Source organism: Methylobacterium oryzae, assembly GCF_036441375.1.
Taxonomy (GTDB): Bacteria; Pseudomonadota; Alphaproteobacteria; order Rhizobiales; family Beijerinckiaceae; genus Methylobacterium; species Methylobacterium oryzae_A.
The window spans coordinates 511,574-527,194 of record NZ_MLCA01000010.1; the positions used below are offsets into that span (position 1 = coordinate 511,574).

Below are 15,621 nucleotides of genomic sequence, written 5' to 3' on the forward strand. Positions count from 1 at the left end.
GTGTAGAAGGCATCAACGGGCAGGAGGCGGACGTGCTGGGTCGTTACGAGCGCGCGAACAACGGCGAGGCCGTCGTCGAGTACGGCGACGGTACCATGCGGGTGGTCAAGCCCGGCAGCTTCGTGCGCTGCGCGGTGACCGGCGAGCCGATCCAGCTCGACGCGCTGCGTTACTGGAGCGCCACGCGCCAGGAGGCTTATGTCTCCCCGGAGGCGATCCTGAAGCGGCTGAAGGAAACCGGCCGCCCCTGACGGTCACGGCGCACCGAGCGCGCCGCGGATCTGCCGGCGCAGGGCCTCCGCGTCGTCGAGCGCGAGGCGGACGCGCAGGACCCGCACGCGCGCCGCGAAGGCCGGCGGGAGGCGCACCGCGTCCTTCTCGGTGGTGACGAGCTCGGCGTCGAGGCGCCGGGCCGCCGCGGCGAGAGCCGCCAGCTCGCGCTCCCGATACGGATGATGATCGGGGAACGGGCGGGTCCCGACGATCACCGCCCCCGCTTCGGCGAGGGTCGCGAAGAATTTCTCCGGGCGGCCGATGCCCGCGAAGGCGAGGCAGCGGTGGCTCGCGAGATCGTCCGCCTCCCGAACGAGGCGCGCGCGGTGGACGGGCAGGCCGCGCTGCTCGGCCGCCCGGGCGACCGCGTCGCCCCCGGCCCCGTCGCCGATCACGATCAGACCGCCGACATGCGGCCATTGCCGGGCGAGCGGCGCGCGCAGCGGCCCCGCCGGGAACGGCAGGCCGTTGCCGAGGCCGGCCGGGCCGTCGACCACCGCGAGGCTGAGATCCTTCGCCAGACTCGGGTTCTGGAGGCCGTCATCCATCACGATGACGTCGGCGCCGAGGCTCCGGCACAGGGCAGCCCCGGCCGGCCGGTCGCGGGCGACGATCGCGGGCGCGCGGCGGGCGAGGAGCAGCGGCTCGTCGCCGACCTCGGCAGCGGTGTGGCGCTCGGGATCGACCAGCACCGGGCCCGCGTGCCGGCCGCCGTATCCGCGCGACAGGAAGGCCGGCGCGGCGCCGAGTTCGGCAACGAGGCCCGCGACCGCCAGGGCGGCCGGCGTCTTGCCCGCACCGCCGAGGGTGAAGTTGCCCAGGCACAGGACCGGGCAGCCGGCCGGCGTGCCGGAGCGATCCATCCGCCGGGCCACGAGCACTCCGTGCCGGCGGCCGCATCAGGCCCGCGCGAGCGGGCGCGCGGGGCTGCCCCTGTCGAGGCGCTGGAGCTTCATCTGCGCCACGAACGGGTCGAGGACCGCGAGCGTGCGCGCCACCGCGCCCTCGAACGGTTCCAGGGCGCGCTGCCCGGCGCGGGCCATGTCGGCGAGGCGCTCCCGGTCACCGAGGAGTTCGGCGGCGACCGCCGCCAGCTCGACGCCGTCGCGCACCGGCATCGCTCCGCCGGCGCGGTCCAGGGCTTGGTAGATCACGCCGAAATTCTCGGTGTGCGGCCCGTGCAGCACCGCCGACTCGAGGCGCAGGGGCTCGATCGGGTTCTGGCCGCCCCGCGGAACGAGGGAACCGCCGAGGAAGACCAGGGGGCTGAGGCGGTAGAACAGCCCCAGCTCGCCGATCGTGTCGGCGACGTAGACCTCGATCGAGGGATGGGGGCGCCCGCCGGTGGACCGCTGCGCGCTGCGCAGGCCGACGGCGTTCGCGCAGGCGACGGCCTCGCCCCCCCGGGCCGGGTGGCGCGGGGCGACGATGGTCAGGAGCTGGGGAAACTGCGCCTTCAGCATCGCGTGCGCGTAGGCGACCATGGCCTCCTCGCCGGGATGGGTGCTCGCCGCGACCCAGACCGGTCGGCCGGCCACCATGGACCCCAAGTAGGCGAGCTGCTGCGCGTCGGCCGGCGGCACCGACGCGTCGAATTTCAGGTTGCCGGCGATGCTCACCCGCGGTGCGCCGAGCTTGGCGAAGCGCTCGCCGTCCTCCTGGGTCTGCGTGAGGCAGATCGCGATCCGCGCCAGGAGCGCCTTCGCGGTGCGCGGGCAGCGCTCCCACCCCCGGAACGAGCGCTCCGACATCCGCCCGTTGACCAGGATCAGCGGGATCTCGCGCTCGTCGAGCGCCAGGATCGTGTTCGGCCAGATCTCCGACTCGGCGATCACAGCGAGGTCCGGCTGCCAGTGATCGAGGAACCGTCCGACCCACCGCGGCGCGTCCAGGGGCATGTACTGATGCACCGCGCCCGGGGGCAGCCGGACGCCGACCAGTTCGGCGGCCGCGCGCGTGCCGGTGGTGACGAGGACCGAGAAGCCGCGGGCGATCATGCCCTCGACGAGCCCGATCAACGACAGGGCCTCGCCGACGCTCGCGCCGTGCATCCAGGCCAGCGGCCCGACCGGCCGGGCTCGCCCGGGCAGGCCCCGCCGCTCCGGAAGCCGGCGCGGATCCTCCTTGCCGCGCTGCGCGCGCCACGCGAGCAGACCGGTCAGCGCCGGCTCGCCGATGCGCAGGCCGGCCCGGTAGGCCTGCAGCGGCAGGGTCACCGAGGGGCGCCTCACGCGAGGTCTCCCGCCGGCACGGAGCCTGTCACCTCGGGCGCCTCGCGGTAGAGCGCGGCCCGGTCGGCGCGGCCGACCAGCGCGTAGGCGCGAGCATGGACGCGGTTCATCTCGGCCTCGACGTGGCGCCGAAGCGCCTCGAACGCCTCACCCTCGCAGTCGCGCGCGACGTAGACGGGCTCGCCAAGCACGACCGCCCCGCGCCCGAAGGGCAGGCCGAGGCAGGCGCGGTCCCACGACTTGAAGCGCAGGTGCCGGCTCGTCACGACGGCGGCGGGAACGATCGGCCGGCCCGAGAAACGCGCCAGCGTCAGGATCCCGGCGTCGCACCGGCGCGACACCTTCGGCACGTCCGCGCTGAAGGCTACCGACTCGCCGGCCTTGAGGGCCCGCAGCATCGCCCGGAAACCCTCCGCGCCGCCCTTGGCGCGGGTGTCGCTGGCCCGGCTCCGACCGCGGGCGCCGGAGGCCCGGATCACGCGCACGCCGAGGCGCTCCAGCGCAATGGTGTTGATGTTGCCGTCGGGATTCTTGGAGATGATCGTGGCGACCCGATCGCCCGGCCGGCGCATGAACGGCATCATGATGTGCTGCCCGTGCCACATGCCGGCGATGAGCGGCAGCCGCGCGTCCATCCAGCCATCCACGCCGCCCGGGGCCACCCCGGCCGCGTGGACCTCGAAGCGGTTCGTGACCTGCACGAGCCGCAGATAGGCCGCGGCGACGCGGCCGAGGACGTGCTGCACAGCGGGATGACGGAGGATACGCTTGCCGAGGCCCATGTCACGCCTGAGGCGGCTCGACCGCCATCGCCCGATCAGTTCCGGATCGAATCCGACCGCGCATGGTCTAGCTCCCGCGCCCGAGACGAGACAATCGGCCTCGCCCACAACCACACCGATAGGCTGCCGGGATCGGCCGCCTGTCCGGCCTGGCGGATGCTCCTGCGGCGCGGCGAAAACACGGCAGCGGCCTTGTTTAGACCAATTCCAGACTATAGATTGGAACTGGTCCAAAGAAGGAGACTCGCATGGCCGCCGTCCTCGAAAGCGCCGCCGAACTGCACGCCGAGGCGCGCCGGACCTTCGTGCTGCGCTACGTGCAGCCCGGCCTCGCGGGCCTGATCGACGGCTCGGTCTCGACCCTCGCGCCGATCTTCGCGGCGGCGTTCGCGACGGGCCACAACGGCGCGACCTTCCTGGTGGGGCTCGCGGCCTCGGTCGGGGCCGGCATCAGCATGGGATTCACCGAGGCCCTGTCGGACGACGGCGCCGTCACGGGCCGCGGCGACCCGTGGCTGCGCGGCCTCGTCTGCGGGGCGATGACCGCGCTCGGCGGCCTGGGCCACACGCTGCCCTACGCGATTCCGGACACGCTCCCGGCCGGCTGGCCGAACCCGTTCGTCCTGGCCACCAGCCTCGCAGTCTTGGTGGTGGTCGTGGAACTCGCGGTCATCGCGGCGATCCGCACGCGCTTCATGGCGACGCCGTTCTGGCGCGCGGCCCTGCAGGTCATGCTCGGCGGCGCGCTGGTGCTGGTCGTCGGGATGCTGATCGGAAGCGCTTGACGGGACGCGCCGCGCCCGCGATGCGGGGCGCCTCCTGTCCCCGTGTCGAGGGTGACCACCGGCGTTGACCTTTCGCCTCGCCCATCTCAGCGATCCGCATGTCGGGCCCCTCGGCCGGGTGCGCCTCCGCCATCTCATCGGCAAGCGCGTCACCGGCTACGCCAACTGGCGGCGGGGGCGCTCGCGCAGCCACGACATGACCGTGCTGGAGGCGCTGGTCACCGACCTGAAGGCACAGGGGGCCGAACACGTCGCCTGCACGGGCGACCTGTGCAACATCGGCCTGCCGAGCGAGTGGGAGACCGCCCGGACCTTCCTGGAGGCGCTGGGCGCCCCGGAAGCGGTGAGCTTCGTGCCGGGCAACCACGACGCCTATGTCCGCGGCTCCCTGGAAGGCCTGCTCGCCGCGTGCGGCCGCTACACCGGGGACGATTCGGGCTCCTGGGGCCACTTCCCGTACCTGCGGCGGCGCGGCCCGCTGGCCCTGGTCGGCCTGTCCAGCGCGATCCCGACGAAACCCTTCGTGGCGACCGGCCGCCTCGGCGCGTCGCAGCTGGCCGCGACCGAGACCCTGCTCCGCGCCCTGGCCACCGAGCCGGGACGGCCCTTCCGGGTGGTGATGATCCACCACCCGCCGCAGCCCGGGGGCGCCTCGCCGGGGCGCGAGTTGAAGGACGCCGCCGCACTCACCGCGATGATCGCGCGGGCCGGGGCGGACCTGATCCTGCACGGTCACAATCACGTCACCAGCGCCGCCCGGATCGCGGGGCCGGACGGACGGGGTGTTCCGGTCATCGGCGCGCCTTCCGCCTCGGCGCGCCCGGACGGCCACGGGGCGATCGCGTCGCGCCGGGCCTCCTACCTGCTGTTCGAGATCGACCGGGCGGAGCGGGGATTCTCGGTCACGGCCCGTCGGCGGGGCCTCGACGCGTCGGGCGCCGTGAACGATCTCGGCACACTGGATCTCGACGGTCCAGATCCCGCCTGAGATCGTGAGCCGGCACGGCCGCCCTGGCGGCGGCGCCGGCCCGGTAATCGGTAACAGTGCGGATCAGATGCCGGCGACCGCGAGGTCGGCGCGCTGCTGTCGGCTGAGACTCGCTTCGTAGCGCTCGGCCTGGAGGCGGGTGAGACCGCATATCAACGCGAGTGTCCCGCGATACACGGTATAGGTGCCGTCGTGAGTCGGCCTGACGCGAATCACCTCTGCCATGGGAGCCTGCCTTATGCTGGAGATTGCCTGCCTTCGTCTGAGGAAATCGTCCCTTCTCGTTGGATTGGCCGGTCGAACGCGCGAACGAGGCCGAGGTTAACAGTCGTTCCAGGGGTGGCAAGGGCCGTATACGTCGAAATGCTTAGGTCTTTCCGCTGCAACGCGGCAAAGCCTTGTCCGGGCTCGCAATCCGCGGATGCGCAAAAAAGCGGCCGCCGTCTTGCATTTTGAATATGCTGCGCGCGCCGGCCGAGAGCCGCTCGGGCGGTGCGAATCGTAGGATGGACCCCGCCCGTCCGGGCGCGAAAGGAACCCCCATGCAGCTCTGGCGTCTGACGGCGACCGACCTCGCGGCCCTGATCCGCTCCGGCCAGGTCTCGGCCCGGGAGGTCGCGCGGGACGCCCTCGACCGGCTGGAGGCGGTCAACGGGCGGATCAACGCCGTGGTCGAGCACCGGCCGGAGGACGTGCTGGCGCAGGCGGACGCGGTGGACGCCGCCCGGGCGCGCGGCAAAGACCCCGGCCCGCTCGCGGGCGTGCCGGTCACCGTCAAGGTCAACGCCGACCAGCGCGGCTTCGCGACGACGAACGGGCTGCGCCTCCAGCGCGACCTCGTGGCCACGGACGACAATCCCGTCGTCGCCAACCTGCGCCGGGCCGGCGCCGTGCTCCTCGGGCGCACCAACACACCGGCCTTCTCATTGCGCTGGTTCACCACCAACCAGCTCCACGGCGACACCAAGAATCCCCGCGATCCGGCGCTGACGCCCGGCGGCTCGTCCGGGGGCGCCGGCGCCGCGGTTGCGGCGGGGATCGGGGCCATCGCCCACGGCACCGACATCGCCGGCTCGGTGCGCTACCCGGCCTATGCCTGCGGGGTGCACGGGCTGCGGCCGAGCCTGGGCCGGATCCCGGCCTGGAACGCGTCCTCGCCCGAGCGCGGCATCGGACCCCAGCTGATGGCGGTCTCGGGCCCGCTCGCCCGCAGCATCGCCGACGTGCGCCTCGGCCTCGAGGTCATGGCGGCGCCGGATCCGCGCGACCCGTGGTGGGTGCCGGCACCGCTGGACGGGCCGCCGGTCGCGCGCAAAATCGCCCTCTGCGTGCGGCCCGGAGGGCTCGCAACCGCACCGGAGGTCGAGACTGCCCTGCGCGAGTCCGCGCGGCGCCTCAGCGAGGCCGGCTGGGCAGTCATGGAGATCGCCGACACGCCGCCGATCCGCGAGGCGAGCGAGCTCCAGCTCCAGCTCTGGCTCGGCGACGGCTACGCGGCGGTCCGGGCGGCGGCGGAGCGGGAGGGGGATCCGGCGGCGATCGGTCTCCTGGAGAGCTTCCGGCCGAGGGCCCAGGCGATGGCGCCCGACGCCATCGCCTGGGCGCTGACCCGGCGCGCGACGCTGGTGCGGGACTGGGCGCTGTTCCTCGCCGAGAACCCCGTGCTGCTGGTCCCGGTCTCGGGGGAGTTGCCCTTCCCGGACGGTCTCGACCGCACCGGCGAGGCCGGGATCGCCCGGGCCTTCGAGGCGAACCTGCTGCAGGTCGGGCTGGCGCCGATCGGCGTCCCGGCGCTCACGGTGACGACCGGCCTCGTCGGGCGGACCCCCGTCGGCGTTCAGCTGGTCGCCGCCCGCTACCGGGAAGACCTCTGCCTCGCGGCCGGCGCGGCGATTGAGGCCGGCGGCGTGCCGGAGATGCCGGTCGACCCGGCCTGAGGCGGAACCGCGTCCGCCGGAACCGAAGCGTCGCTGCCCCGCTTTTACAACCATTGGTTGCAGAAGGCGCAGCATGTCGATGATCGCCACCGCCGGGTGCCTGGGAAGCACCCTGACCTGCCTCTTGGCCGCGCCGTCGGGGCCGCTCCTCGCCCTGGCGGGCTTCTTCGGCGGCGGCACCGCGGGTGGCCTGCTGGGCGCGCTGGCGGTCGCAACCCTCGGCCTGGGTCGCGCCTGACACCGGCGCGGCCGGCCTCAGGGCCGGCCGGTGCCGCCGAGATTTGCCAGCAGGGCCGCGAACAGCCGGGCACGCTGCGGCAGGGTCTCGATCAGCACGTGCTCCTCCAGGGTGTGGTAGCCCTGGCCCAGCGGTCCGAGCCCGTCGAGGGTCGGGACGCCGTTGGCGCCGGTGAAGTTGCCGTCCGAGCCGCCGCCGGCGCTGCGATGGGGCAGGGGCTGCCCGAGCGCCTTGCTCAGCGCGCGCGCCCGCTCGTAGAGCGCCATGCAACCCGCGTCCGGCTCCCAGACCGGCCGGGTCACGCCCCGGGACACGGTGAAGCGGACGCCGTCCTCCTCGCCCGACAGGGCCAGCATCCGCTCGACGCCGCGGTCGAGGTCGGCCTGCCGCTTGGCCATGCTGAGCGCCTGCCCGCGGCAGACGGTCGGGACGCAGTTCACCCACTGCCCGCCCGAGACGATCCCGGTCGAGACGGTGCAGTCGGCATCCGACAGCGCGTCGATGGCGAGGATCTTGCGCGCCATCGCGCGGATCGCCGAGCGCCCCTCGTGGGGCGATGCGCCGGCGTGACTCGGGCGACCCAGGGCCTCCAGGTCGAAGCGGGCGATGGCGTAGCGCCCGGTGACCACGCCGTTCTCGGGCTGGCCGGGTTCGGGCACCAGCACGAAGGCGTGGCGGGCGGCCTCCGCCTCGATCAGGTCGCGGGTGGAGGGGCTGCCGACCTCCTCGTCGCCGGTGAACAGGACGGTCACCGGCAACGGCGTCTCGATCCCGGCCGCCGCCAGGGCACGGATCGCCGCCAGCGCGACGACGTTGCCGCCCTTCATGTCGAGGATGCCGGGACCGTAGGCGCGGTCGCCCTCGATCCGCCACGGCAGGCTGCCGAGGGTGCCGACCGGATGCACCGTGTCGAGATGGCCGAGCACCAGGATGCCGGGCGCGTCGCGGTCCCGGTGCGGGAACCGGGCGCGGACGCAGTCGCTCAGGCCCATGCGGCCCGGGATCGTCTCGACGGTCGCCCCGAGGAGCGCGAGATCGCGGGCGGCGACGCCCATCATGCGGTTGACCGCCGCCGCGTCGTGGGTCGGGCTCTCGCACAGGACCCAGGGCTCCAGGGTCGCGAGGATGTCGCGCGCGTCGAAGGGCAGGTCCGGGATCATCTCCGGTATCATCGGGCTTTCTCCTCGGCGAACGGATCGGCGACCCGCGGCCAGTAGAGACCGGACCGCTTGGTGTAGGGGATCGCGCCGTAATCGGGCGGGACGGCGCCGGGCGCCGCGACGTAGCGGACCTCGCTCGCGATCGGCGCGAAGGCGGCGTAGAAGTGCTGCATCGACTTCACCACGACGATCCGCTTGTCGTCGAGGCTCAGGCCGAGGCCCGTGAAGGCGTCGGGCGCGAAGGCCTGCTGGCGCTTGTGGGTCAGCACCACGTGGATCCCGTCCGCCTCGACCCAGGCCGCGGGGCCGAGATGGGCCCGGCCGCCGCTGAGGCCGGTCTGGCTGTGGTCGTCCGAGAGGCCGCGCACGGTGACGCGCAGGTTTACCGGGTCACCCGAGGTGACGCCGCACTTGCCGCCGATGCGGAGCGTGAAGGTCGCGCCGAGTCCGGCCTCGTGGCAGATGCCGACCGCGCCGGGATCCCAGATCAGGCCGAGCGCCACGTCCGCGATGCCCCGCTCGGCGAGGCGGGCGAGGATCGCGGTGTTGTCGGAGGGCGCGCCCGCGCCGGCATTGTCGGCGAAATCCGCGAGCACCATCGGGCGCGGGTCGCCGGAGGCGAGCGCCCGGTCAATGGCCGCGTCGATCGTGTCGCAGCGGCTCGCCGCCTCCTCCCGCATCGCCCAGACGGCACCGGCCAGCTCGTTGGCCAGCGCCTGTGCCTTGCCGGCATCGCCGTCGGCCACGACCAGCATCTTGGCGCCGACATCGGCCACGTCGCCCCAGGGGAAGCCGTGCCCGAATGAGACCGACAGGATGCCGTCGCGCCCCTCCAGCGCCTCCATCCGGCGCACGAAGCCCGCGACCGGCTCGCGGCTGGTGCGCCACATGTTGACGATCCGGCAGTCGGCGTAGGCCATCACCGGGCGGATGTCCTTCGCCACGGTCCGGACGACCAGCGGGTACAGGTCGCGGGCGCGGTCGACGATGTCGGTGTGCGGGTATTCCTTGTAGATCACGATGACGTCGGCGCTGGCCCGCATCGTCTCGGTGAGGTGGCAGTGGAGGTCGAGCTCGACGCCGATCGTGGCGTCCGGTCCCACGATGGCGCGGACCCGCTCCAGGGTGTCGCCCTCGCAGTCGTCGTACCCCTCGGCCACCATGGCCCCGTGCATGAACAGCAGCACCGCGTCGACCGGCATCGCGGCCTCCAGGTCCTCCAGCAGGGCGTCGCGCAGCTCCTCGTAGACGCCCCGCAGGGTGATCCCGCCGGGCTGCGCGAAGGTGGACAGGCTCTCGACGACGGTGTGCCCGTCCGCCTCGGCCAGCGCGCGCCAGGCCTTGAGGCCGATATTGCTGAGGCTCGGCGGGTTCCGGCTGCCGTCCCGGCGCGCGTAGTCGGCGAGGAATGCCGACCGCCCGGTGGGCAGCGGCGCGAAAGTGTTGGTCTCGGTGGCGAGGCCGGCGATGAAGATCTTCAAGGTCCTGTCCCAATCCGTCCCGGCCGCCGGGTCAGGCGGGGCTCGGGGTCAGCGTGATGACCGTCTCGGTCGCCGCGTCCACGGCCGCGCGGCCGTAGAGCATCGGCACGTAGTCCTGGCGCCCCCAGACCGGGGCCAGGTCGGCGTAGTGCGGGCTTGCCGGGTCTCCCGACTGGCCCGGCACGTTGATGAAGACCGAGCGGTCCCAGTCCCCCACGTCCACGACCATGCGGAACGAGGCGCCGTGGGTGAGCCGGAACGTGTCGGTCCGGTACTCCGCGTGCATGACCGATGCCGCGGCGCCGCCCACGGGCAGCGGGCCGACGTCCCAGCCGGATCCGGGCGCCAGGGCCGTCAGCGGGTGCGCGAACAGCGCGCGGTGCAGGCGGCCCCAGGACCAGCCCGCCGCATCGGTGCCCATCCGCTCCCGGCAGGTGCGAAGGCCGGCGCCGAGGGCGTCGGTGAGCAGGGACGCGCGGGTCGCCGGGTCGAGACCGGTCTCCAGCCGCTCGATCAGGCTCTGCGTGTCGCCGGGCGGGAGGTGGCGGCGCGTCCCGGCATCGGGCACGAGCGCCGCGACCAGGGCCGGGCGGAGGTGCCGGACCCAGACCACCTCGATGAGGGCAGCCGCGGCGGAACCGTGGTGCAGCGCGCCGTCGAACGCGGCCAGCAGGGCCTGGGCCGCGGCGGCGTCGGGATCGCCGGCCGCGGGCAGGGCCCGCACCAGGTCGGCCAGCCGCCGGGCCGGCTCGGAGACGACGTCGCCCTGGAGCGCCCGCGAATCCGCGAGGCTGTGCCGGTCCTGCCCGCCGAGGACCGCCCGGATGCGGCGGGCGCGCCAGGGCTCGGCCCACTCGAACCCGACCCTCCGGTCCTCCGCGGGATAGTCCGGCGGCAGGTTCATCTCGTTGGCGGTGGCGAGCCAGCCCGCTTCCGGGTCGACGCTCCGGGGCAGGGCGGCGGGATCGTGGAAGCCGGCCCAGTCGTAGCGGCCGTCGCCCGGCACCGGCAGCAGGCCGTCATGGCCGGGCCGCACCGGCGCCTTGCCGGCCATGAACCACGCGATGTGTCCGGCCGTGTCGGCGTAGAGCTGGTTCACCGAGGGCGCCGACCAGTGGTGTAGGGCCTCGCCGAAGGCCTCGAGCGTCGTGGCACCGAGATAGGCGAGGCTGCCGAGATAGGCAGCAGCGCCGGGCTCCGACCACACGGTCCGCAGCGCGAAGGCGCGGCCCCCGTCCTCGCGGAGCACCGGCCCGTGCCGGGTGAAGCCGAGGATGACGGTCTCGTCCGGCCCGCCGCGCACCGGGATCCGCTCCGCGACGCGCGCGATCGGGGCCCAGCCGTCGCCGGAGCGGTAGCGGTCGGGATCGGCCGGGTCGGTCGCGCAGACGAACAGGTCCTCCTGATCGATCGGCGCGATGGTGAGGCTGAAGGCGGCCCGGCCGTTGTGGCCGATGGAGATGCCGGGCAGGGCCGGCTCGCCCGCCCCGATCACGTCGAGCCCCGGCGCAGTGAGGTGGACGGCGTAGCGTAGCGAGGGCTGCAGGTAGACCCGGTGCGGGTCGCTCGCCAGGATCGCCCGCCCGGTGGCGGTGCGGGACGGCGCCACCGCCCAGTTGTTCGAGCCCTCGGCCGGCTCCTTCGGCGCGCTGCGGGGGCCGCGCGTGACGGTCCCGTGCGCGTCGACCTTCGACCAGTCCCAGGCCTCCGCGCGGGACGCCGCCATCCGCTCCGGGCTGAACCCCACCGTCGCCGTCGCCAGCCGGAAGGTGTCGAGGAGGTCGTCCGGCCAGTCGGCGGCGTCGAGCCCGTCCGGGACGAAAGGCTCGTGGGGCGGGCTGATCCGCTTGCGCAGGTCGTCCACGGCGAGCCCGTCCGCCGGGCTCCGACCGCGGGCGAGGACCCGCGCGCGGGCGACCTCGGACAGGACGTTGCGGATCAGCGCGTGGCTGCGGATGCGCACCACGTCCTCCGGCTGCCACAGGGCCGGGCGCGTGTCCGTCACGGCGAATTCCGGCGGGCGCAGGTCGGGCCGCGCCTCGGTGAGGGCGACGTAGGCGTTGATCCCCGCCACGAAGGCGGTGACGATCGCCCGCGTGTCCTGCGGCCCGTAGGCCGCCCACTCGGCCGCCATGTCGCCGCGGTAGAGGAACAGCCGGGCGGCCCGGTCCTGGGCGAGGTAGCCGGGTCCGAAATCCGCCGCCAGCAGGCCGAGGCCGCGCTTGCGCCACAGGTCGAGCTGCCAGAGCCGGTCCCGGGCCGCGTTGAACCCCTGCGCCCGGAAGGCGTCGAGCGCGGTGCCGGCACGGATATGCGCCAGCCCCCAGCGGTCGACGCGGATCTCCGCCGGCCCGTCGAGGCCGGGGAGGGCGTAGGACGTCCCGCTCACAGAGCCACTTCGATGAGGTGCGGCCCCTTGCTGGCCAGCGCGTGCTGGAACGCCTCGACGAAGTCGGGCAGGGTCTCGACCCGCCGCCCGGCGACGCCGAAGCCGCGAGCGAGGCTCACCCAGTCGATGGCCGGATCGTCGAGGCTCAGCATGCCAAGCGCCTTCGGGCCGGGATTGAGCGCGCCGACATTGGTGAGTTCCGCCCGCAGGATCGCGTAGGAGCGGTTCGACCAGACGAGCGTCACCACGTCGAGGTGCTCGCGGGCCTGGGTCCAGAGCGCCTGCACCGTGTAGAGCCCGCTGCCGTCGGCCTGCAGGTTGATAACCTTGCGATCGGGGCAGGCCACGGCCGCGCCGGTCGCCATCGGGATGCCCAGCCCGATCGAGCCGCCGCTGAGCTGGAGCCAGGTGTGGGGCGCGGCGTCCCGGGTCAGGGCGAAGAAGTTGCGGCCCGTGGTGATCGACTCGTCGCAGATCACCGCGCCCTCGGGGATCAGCGCGCCGAGTACCTGCCCGATCGTGTCCTGGTCGAGGGGACCGGAGGTCGGGAGCTTCGGGCGCGGCCCGACGGCGACCGGCTCGGCGGGCGGGGCCGCGACGGCCTCGGCGAGCCGCACGAGGGCGTCGATCTGGTCCTCCTCGGGCGTGGCCAGCGTGATCGTGGCGCTGCCTTCCGGCGCCAGCAGGCTCGGCTTGCCCGGATAGGCGAAGAAGCCCACCGGCGGGGTCGCGCCGACCAGGATGATGTGGCGGAAGTCCTTCAGCGCCGCGATGCCCTGGTCGATCGGGTAGGGGAGGCGCTCGATCGGCACGGTGCCGGCGCCGCGGTCGATCCGGGCGTTGGACGTCATCGCCATCAGCCGGGCGCCGGTCTTGCGGGCGATCCGGTCGGCGAGGACTCGGCCCTCGCCGCGCACGGCCCGGTCACCGAGATGCAGGAGCACCGGCTCGCCGCTCTGCAGCGCCGTCACGGCCGCCGCCACCGCGTCGTCACTCGCTCGGGCGCGCTCGGGGATCGGCGGCACCGGCGCGGGTCCGGCGCCCGGATCCCAGGCGGTGTTGGCCGGCAGGATCAGGGTCGCAACCTGTCCCGGGGCGGTCCGGGCGGCCGCGATGGCGGCGGCGCCGTCGGAACCGATCTCGGTCGCGCTCATGCCCGTCCGCACCCAGGAGGACATCGGGTGGGCCAGCCCCTCGATGTCCGAGGTGAGCGGCGCGTTGTACTCCCGGTGGTAGGTCGCGTGCTCGCCGACGATGTTGACGACGGGGGTGCGCGCCTTCTTGGCGTTGTGGAGATTGGCCAGCCCGTTGGCGAGGCCGGGCCCTAGATGGAGCAGGGTCGAGGCCGGCTTGTCGGCCATGCGGGCGTAGCCGTCGGCGGCGCCGGTCGCCCCCCCCTCGAACAGGAACAGGACGCAGCGCATGCCCTCGACGCGGTCGAGGGCGGCGACGAAGTGCATCTCGGAGGTGCCGGGATTGGTGAAGCAGACCTCGACCCCGCCCTCCACGAGAGTCCGGACCAAGCTCTCGGCCCCGTTCATGGGGCGCGGCGTCTCGTCGGTCACGGGCGTCTCCTTCACGGGCCGGCCATCCCGGCTGGCGAATCGCATTTTTTATTATCGTGGCGCAGCCGGCGCCACGCGCAAGGGGCGACGACCGGCATCTTCTGTTCGCCGGATGCAGGGCGTAAGCCTGAGCGTGGCGCGGGAATTGCGCTTGGCGCGCCGCAACTTCGACGATTGGGATCCGGATGACATTTCGCCGCCTGATTGCCGCCGCCCTGGCGAGTTCCGTGGCCCTGACGGGATCGGCCAGCGCCGAGAGCGTCCTGCGCATCGCCATGACGGCGAGCGACATCCCCACGACGACGGGCATGCCCAACAACGGCTTCGAGGGGATGCGCTTCCTCGGCTACCCGATCTTCGAGGGGCTGGTGCAGTGGGATCTCAAGAGCACCGCCAAGCTCGCCGGCGTCATCCCCGCTCTGGCCGAGCGCTGGGAGCAGGACCCGAACGACAAGGCGGTCTGGACCTTCCACCTGCGGCAGGGCGTGAAATTCCACGACGGGACGCCGTTCAACGCCGACGCGGTGATCTGGAACCTCGACCGCTACTTCAAGAACGACAGCCCGCAATTCGAGCCGCAGGGCGCGGGCATCTCCCGGGCACGGGCGCCGCTGGTCGGGGGCTACAGGAAGATCGACGATTCGACCGTGCAGATCACCACCACGCAGGTCGCCTCGTACTTCCCCTACATGGTGGTCTACCTGCTCTTCACTTCCCCCGCCTCCTTCGAGAAGGCCGGGCGCGACTGGAGCAAGGTCGCGGCGCTGCCCGCGGCCGGCACGGGCCCGTTCAAGATCACCCGCGTCGCCCCGCGGGAGGCGGTCGATCTCGCCAAGTTCGACGGCTACTGGGATCCGAACCGGATGGCGAAGGTCGACAGGATCCGGCTGCTGCCGATCCCGGAGGCGAATGCCCGGGTCGCCGCCCTGCGGGCCGGCCAGGTCGACTGGATCGAGGTGCCGGCGCCCGACGCGATCCCGTCGCTGAAGCAGGCGGGCTTCACCATCACCACGGGCTCGTACCCGCATGTCTGGCCCTACTTCTTCAACATGGGCGCCAAGGACAGCCCGCTGAAGGATGTCCGCGTCCGGCAGGGCCTGAACTACTGCATCGACCGCGCCGGCATCGTCGAACTCCTCAACGGCACCGCCGAGCCGGCGACCGGGTGGCTGAACGACAAGGATCCGAATTTCGGCAGCCCGAAGAACCGCTACACCTTCGACGCAGCCAAGGGGAAGGCGCTGCTGGCCGAGGCCGGCTACACCGACAAGAAGCCGCTGAGCCTCAAGGTGATGATCTCCTCCTCCGGCTCGGGCCAGATGCTGCCGATGCCGATGAACGAGTACCTGCAGGAGAACCTGAAGCAGGCCTGCAACGTCGACCTGACCTTCAACGTGGTCGAGTGGCAGGTCCTCCTCAATGCCGGCCGCGCGCTCCCCGACGCGCCGACCCTCCAGGGGGCGATGGCGCTGAACGTGTCGTCGCCCTCGTCGGACCCGGCCGTGATGGCGCGCTACTTCGCGGGCGACCGGTTCCCGCCGAACGGCTTCAACTTTCCCACTTGGAAGGACGACCAGTTCGACGCGGCTCTCAAGGCTCTGGCCGAGACCACCGACGCCAAGGTGATCGACGCCCAGACGAAGGTCGCCCACGAGCGCCTCGTGGACAATCCGCCCTGGCTGTTCGTCGTTCACGACCTCAATCCCCGCGGGATGTCCAAGAAGGTCCAGGGTTTCGTCTCGCCGCAATCCTGGTTCGTCGACCTCACCCTCGTCAGCGTGCAGTAGAACCC

Annotated in this window: 12 protein-coding genes and 2 pseudogenes; 6 read left to right on the forward strand and 8 right to left on the reverse strand. The window is 73.1% G+C overall.

All coding sequences use genetic code 11. The features are described from left to right. Positions 1–32 precede the first annotated feature (32 nt). Positions 33–251: a DUF2093 domain-containing protein gene (locus MOTC310_RS20850; RefSeq protein ID WP_331290955.1), complete on the forward strand. Its 219-nt coding sequence runs from the start codon at positions 33–35 to the stop codon at positions 249–251. 3 nt (positions 252–254) lie between these two features. Here the strand turns inward: MOTC310_RS20850 and lpxK are convergent. From lpxK to MOTC310_RS20865, 3 genes and pseudogenes are all read right to left on the reverse strand, one after another. After that, positions 255–1,169, reverse strand: a pseudogene (gene lpxK / locus MOTC310_RS20855) (tetraacyldisaccharide 4'-kinase); the annotation flags it as partial. Between the two features lie 3 nt (positions 1,170–1,172). Continuing rightward, the gene (locus tag MOTC310_RS20860) at positions 1,173–2,504 is read right to left on the reverse strand and encodes a 3-deoxy-D-manno-octulosonic acid transferase (protein ID WP_331303149.1); all 1,332 of its coding nucleotides are present in this window, start codon (positions 2,502–2,504) and stop codon (positions 1,173–1,175) included. Further along, on the reverse strand, positions 2,501–3,286 hold the full coding sequence (locus MOTC310_RS20865; protein ID WP_331303150.1) for a lysophospholipid acyltransferase family protein: 786 nt from the start codon (positions 3,284–3,286) through the stop codon (positions 2,501–2,503). The genes MOTC310_RS20860 and MOTC310_RS20865 overlap by 4 nt, the downstream gene beginning before the upstream one ends. A 269-nt stretch (positions 3,287–3,555) precedes the next feature. Here MOTC310_RS20865 and MOTC310_RS20870 point away from each other — a divergent pair. Then, positions 3,556–4,071 (forward strand): annotated as a pseudogene (locus MOTC310_RS20870) (VIT1/CCC1 transporter family protein); the annotation flags it as partial. A gap of 64 nt (positions 4,072–4,135) precedes the next feature. Next, positions 4,136–5,059, forward strand: coding sequence for a metallophosphoesterase family protein (locus tag MOTC310_RS20875; protein ID WP_331290959.1), 924 nt, complete (start codon positions 4,136–4,138; stop codon positions 5,057–5,059). A gap of 63 nt (positions 5,060–5,122) precedes the next feature. Here the strand turns inward: MOTC310_RS20875 and MOTC310_RS20880 are convergent, their stop codons facing one another. Then, positions 5,123–5,284, reverse strand: coding sequence for a hypothetical protein (locus tag MOTC310_RS20880; RefSeq protein ID WP_012317896.1), 162 nt, complete (start codon positions 5,282–5,284; stop codon positions 5,123–5,125). A gap of 317 nt (positions 5,285–5,601) precedes the next feature. Here MOTC310_RS20880 and MOTC310_RS20885 point away from each other — a divergent pair, with 317 nt between their 5' ends. Together MOTC310_RS20885 and MOTC310_RS20890 are read left to right on the forward strand one after the other, a co-directional pair. Then, entirely contained in the window at positions 5,602–6,996 is a 1,395-nt protein-coding gene (locus MOTC310_RS20885; protein ID WP_331303151.1) for an amidase family protein, read from the forward strand. A gap of 73 nt (positions 6,997–7,069) precedes the next feature. Continuing rightward, positions 7,070–7,234 (forward strand): hypothetical protein, encoded by a 165-nt coding sequence (locus MOTC310_RS20890; RefSeq protein ID WP_331290961.1) that lies wholly within the window; start codon positions 7,070–7,072, stop codon positions 7,232–7,234. A gap of 17 nt (positions 7,235–7,251) precedes the next feature. Here the strand turns inward: MOTC310_RS20890 and MOTC310_RS20895 are convergent, their stop codons facing one another. Genes MOTC310_RS20895 through MOTC310_RS20910 form a run of 4 tightly spaced genes read right to left on the reverse strand, consistent with a single transcriptional unit; the run spans position 7,252 to position 13,805 of the window. Then, entirely contained in the window at positions 7,252–8,394 is a 1,143-nt protein-coding gene (locus MOTC310_RS20895; RefSeq protein WP_331303380.1) for a M20/M25/M40 family metallo-hydrolase, read from the reverse strand. Between the two features lie 8 nt (positions 8,395–8,402). Then, on the reverse strand, positions 8,403–9,875 hold the full coding sequence (locus tag MOTC310_RS20900; protein ID WP_331303152.1) for a M81 family metallopeptidase: 1,473 nt from the start codon (positions 9,873–9,875) through the stop codon (positions 8,403–8,405). 31 nt (positions 9,876–9,906) lie between these two features. Further along, a complete protein-coding gene (locus tag MOTC310_RS20905; protein WP_331303153.1) occupies positions 9,907–12,264 on the reverse strand; it encodes a penicillin acylase family protein in 2,358 nt (785 codons plus the stop codon). Next, positions 12,261–13,805, reverse strand: coding sequence for an acetolactate synthase large subunit (locus MOTC310_RS20910; protein ID WP_331303381.1), 1,545 nt, complete (start codon positions 13,803–13,805; stop codon positions 12,261–12,263). Before MOTC310_RS20910 ends, MOTC310_RS20905 begins: the two co-directional genes overlap by 4 nt. Before the next feature lie 209 nt (positions 13,806–14,014). On the opposite strand from MOTC310_RS20910, the gene MOTC310_RS20915 reads away from it, so the two are divergent. Continuing rightward, positions 14,015–15,616: an ABC transporter substrate-binding protein gene (locus MOTC310_RS20915; protein WP_331303154.1), complete on the forward strand. Its 1,602-nt coding sequence runs from the start codon at positions 14,015–14,017 to the stop codon at positions 15,614–15,616. Positions 15,617–15,621: the final 5 nt, after the last annotated feature.

What these genes read in the sequence shown, in the direction of transcription:
- MOTC310_RS20910 (WP_331303381.1), bottom strand. Translation starts at nt 13,805, where the DNA reads ATGAACGGGGCCGAGAGCTTGGTCCGGACTCTCGTGGAGGGCGGGGTC.
- MOTC310_RS20915 (WP_331303154.1), top strand. Translation starts at nt 14,015, where the DNA reads ATGACATTTCGCCGCCTGATTGCCGCCGCCCTGGCGAGTTCCGTGGCC.
- MOTC310_RS20885 (WP_331303151.1), top strand. Translation starts at nt 5,602, where the DNA reads ATGCAGCTCTGGCGTCTGACGGCGACCGACCTCGCGGCCCTGATCCGC.
- MOTC310_RS20895 (WP_331303380.1), bottom strand. Translation starts at nt 8,394, where the DNA reads ATGATCCCGGACCTGCCCTTCGACGCGCGCGACATCCTCGCGACCCTG.
- MOTC310_RS20865 (WP_331303150.1), bottom strand. Translation starts at nt 3,286, where the DNA reads ATGGGCCTCGGCAAGCGTATCCTCCGTCATCCCGCTGTGCAGCACGTC.
- MOTC310_RS20880 (WP_012317896.1), bottom strand. Translation starts at nt 5,284, where the DNA reads ATGGCAGAGGTGATTCGCGTCAGGCCGACTCACGACGGCACCTATACC.
- MOTC310_RS20890 (WP_331290961.1), top strand. Translation starts at nt 7,070, where the DNA reads ATGTCGATGATCGCCACCGCCGGGTGCCTGGGAAGCACCCTGACCTGC.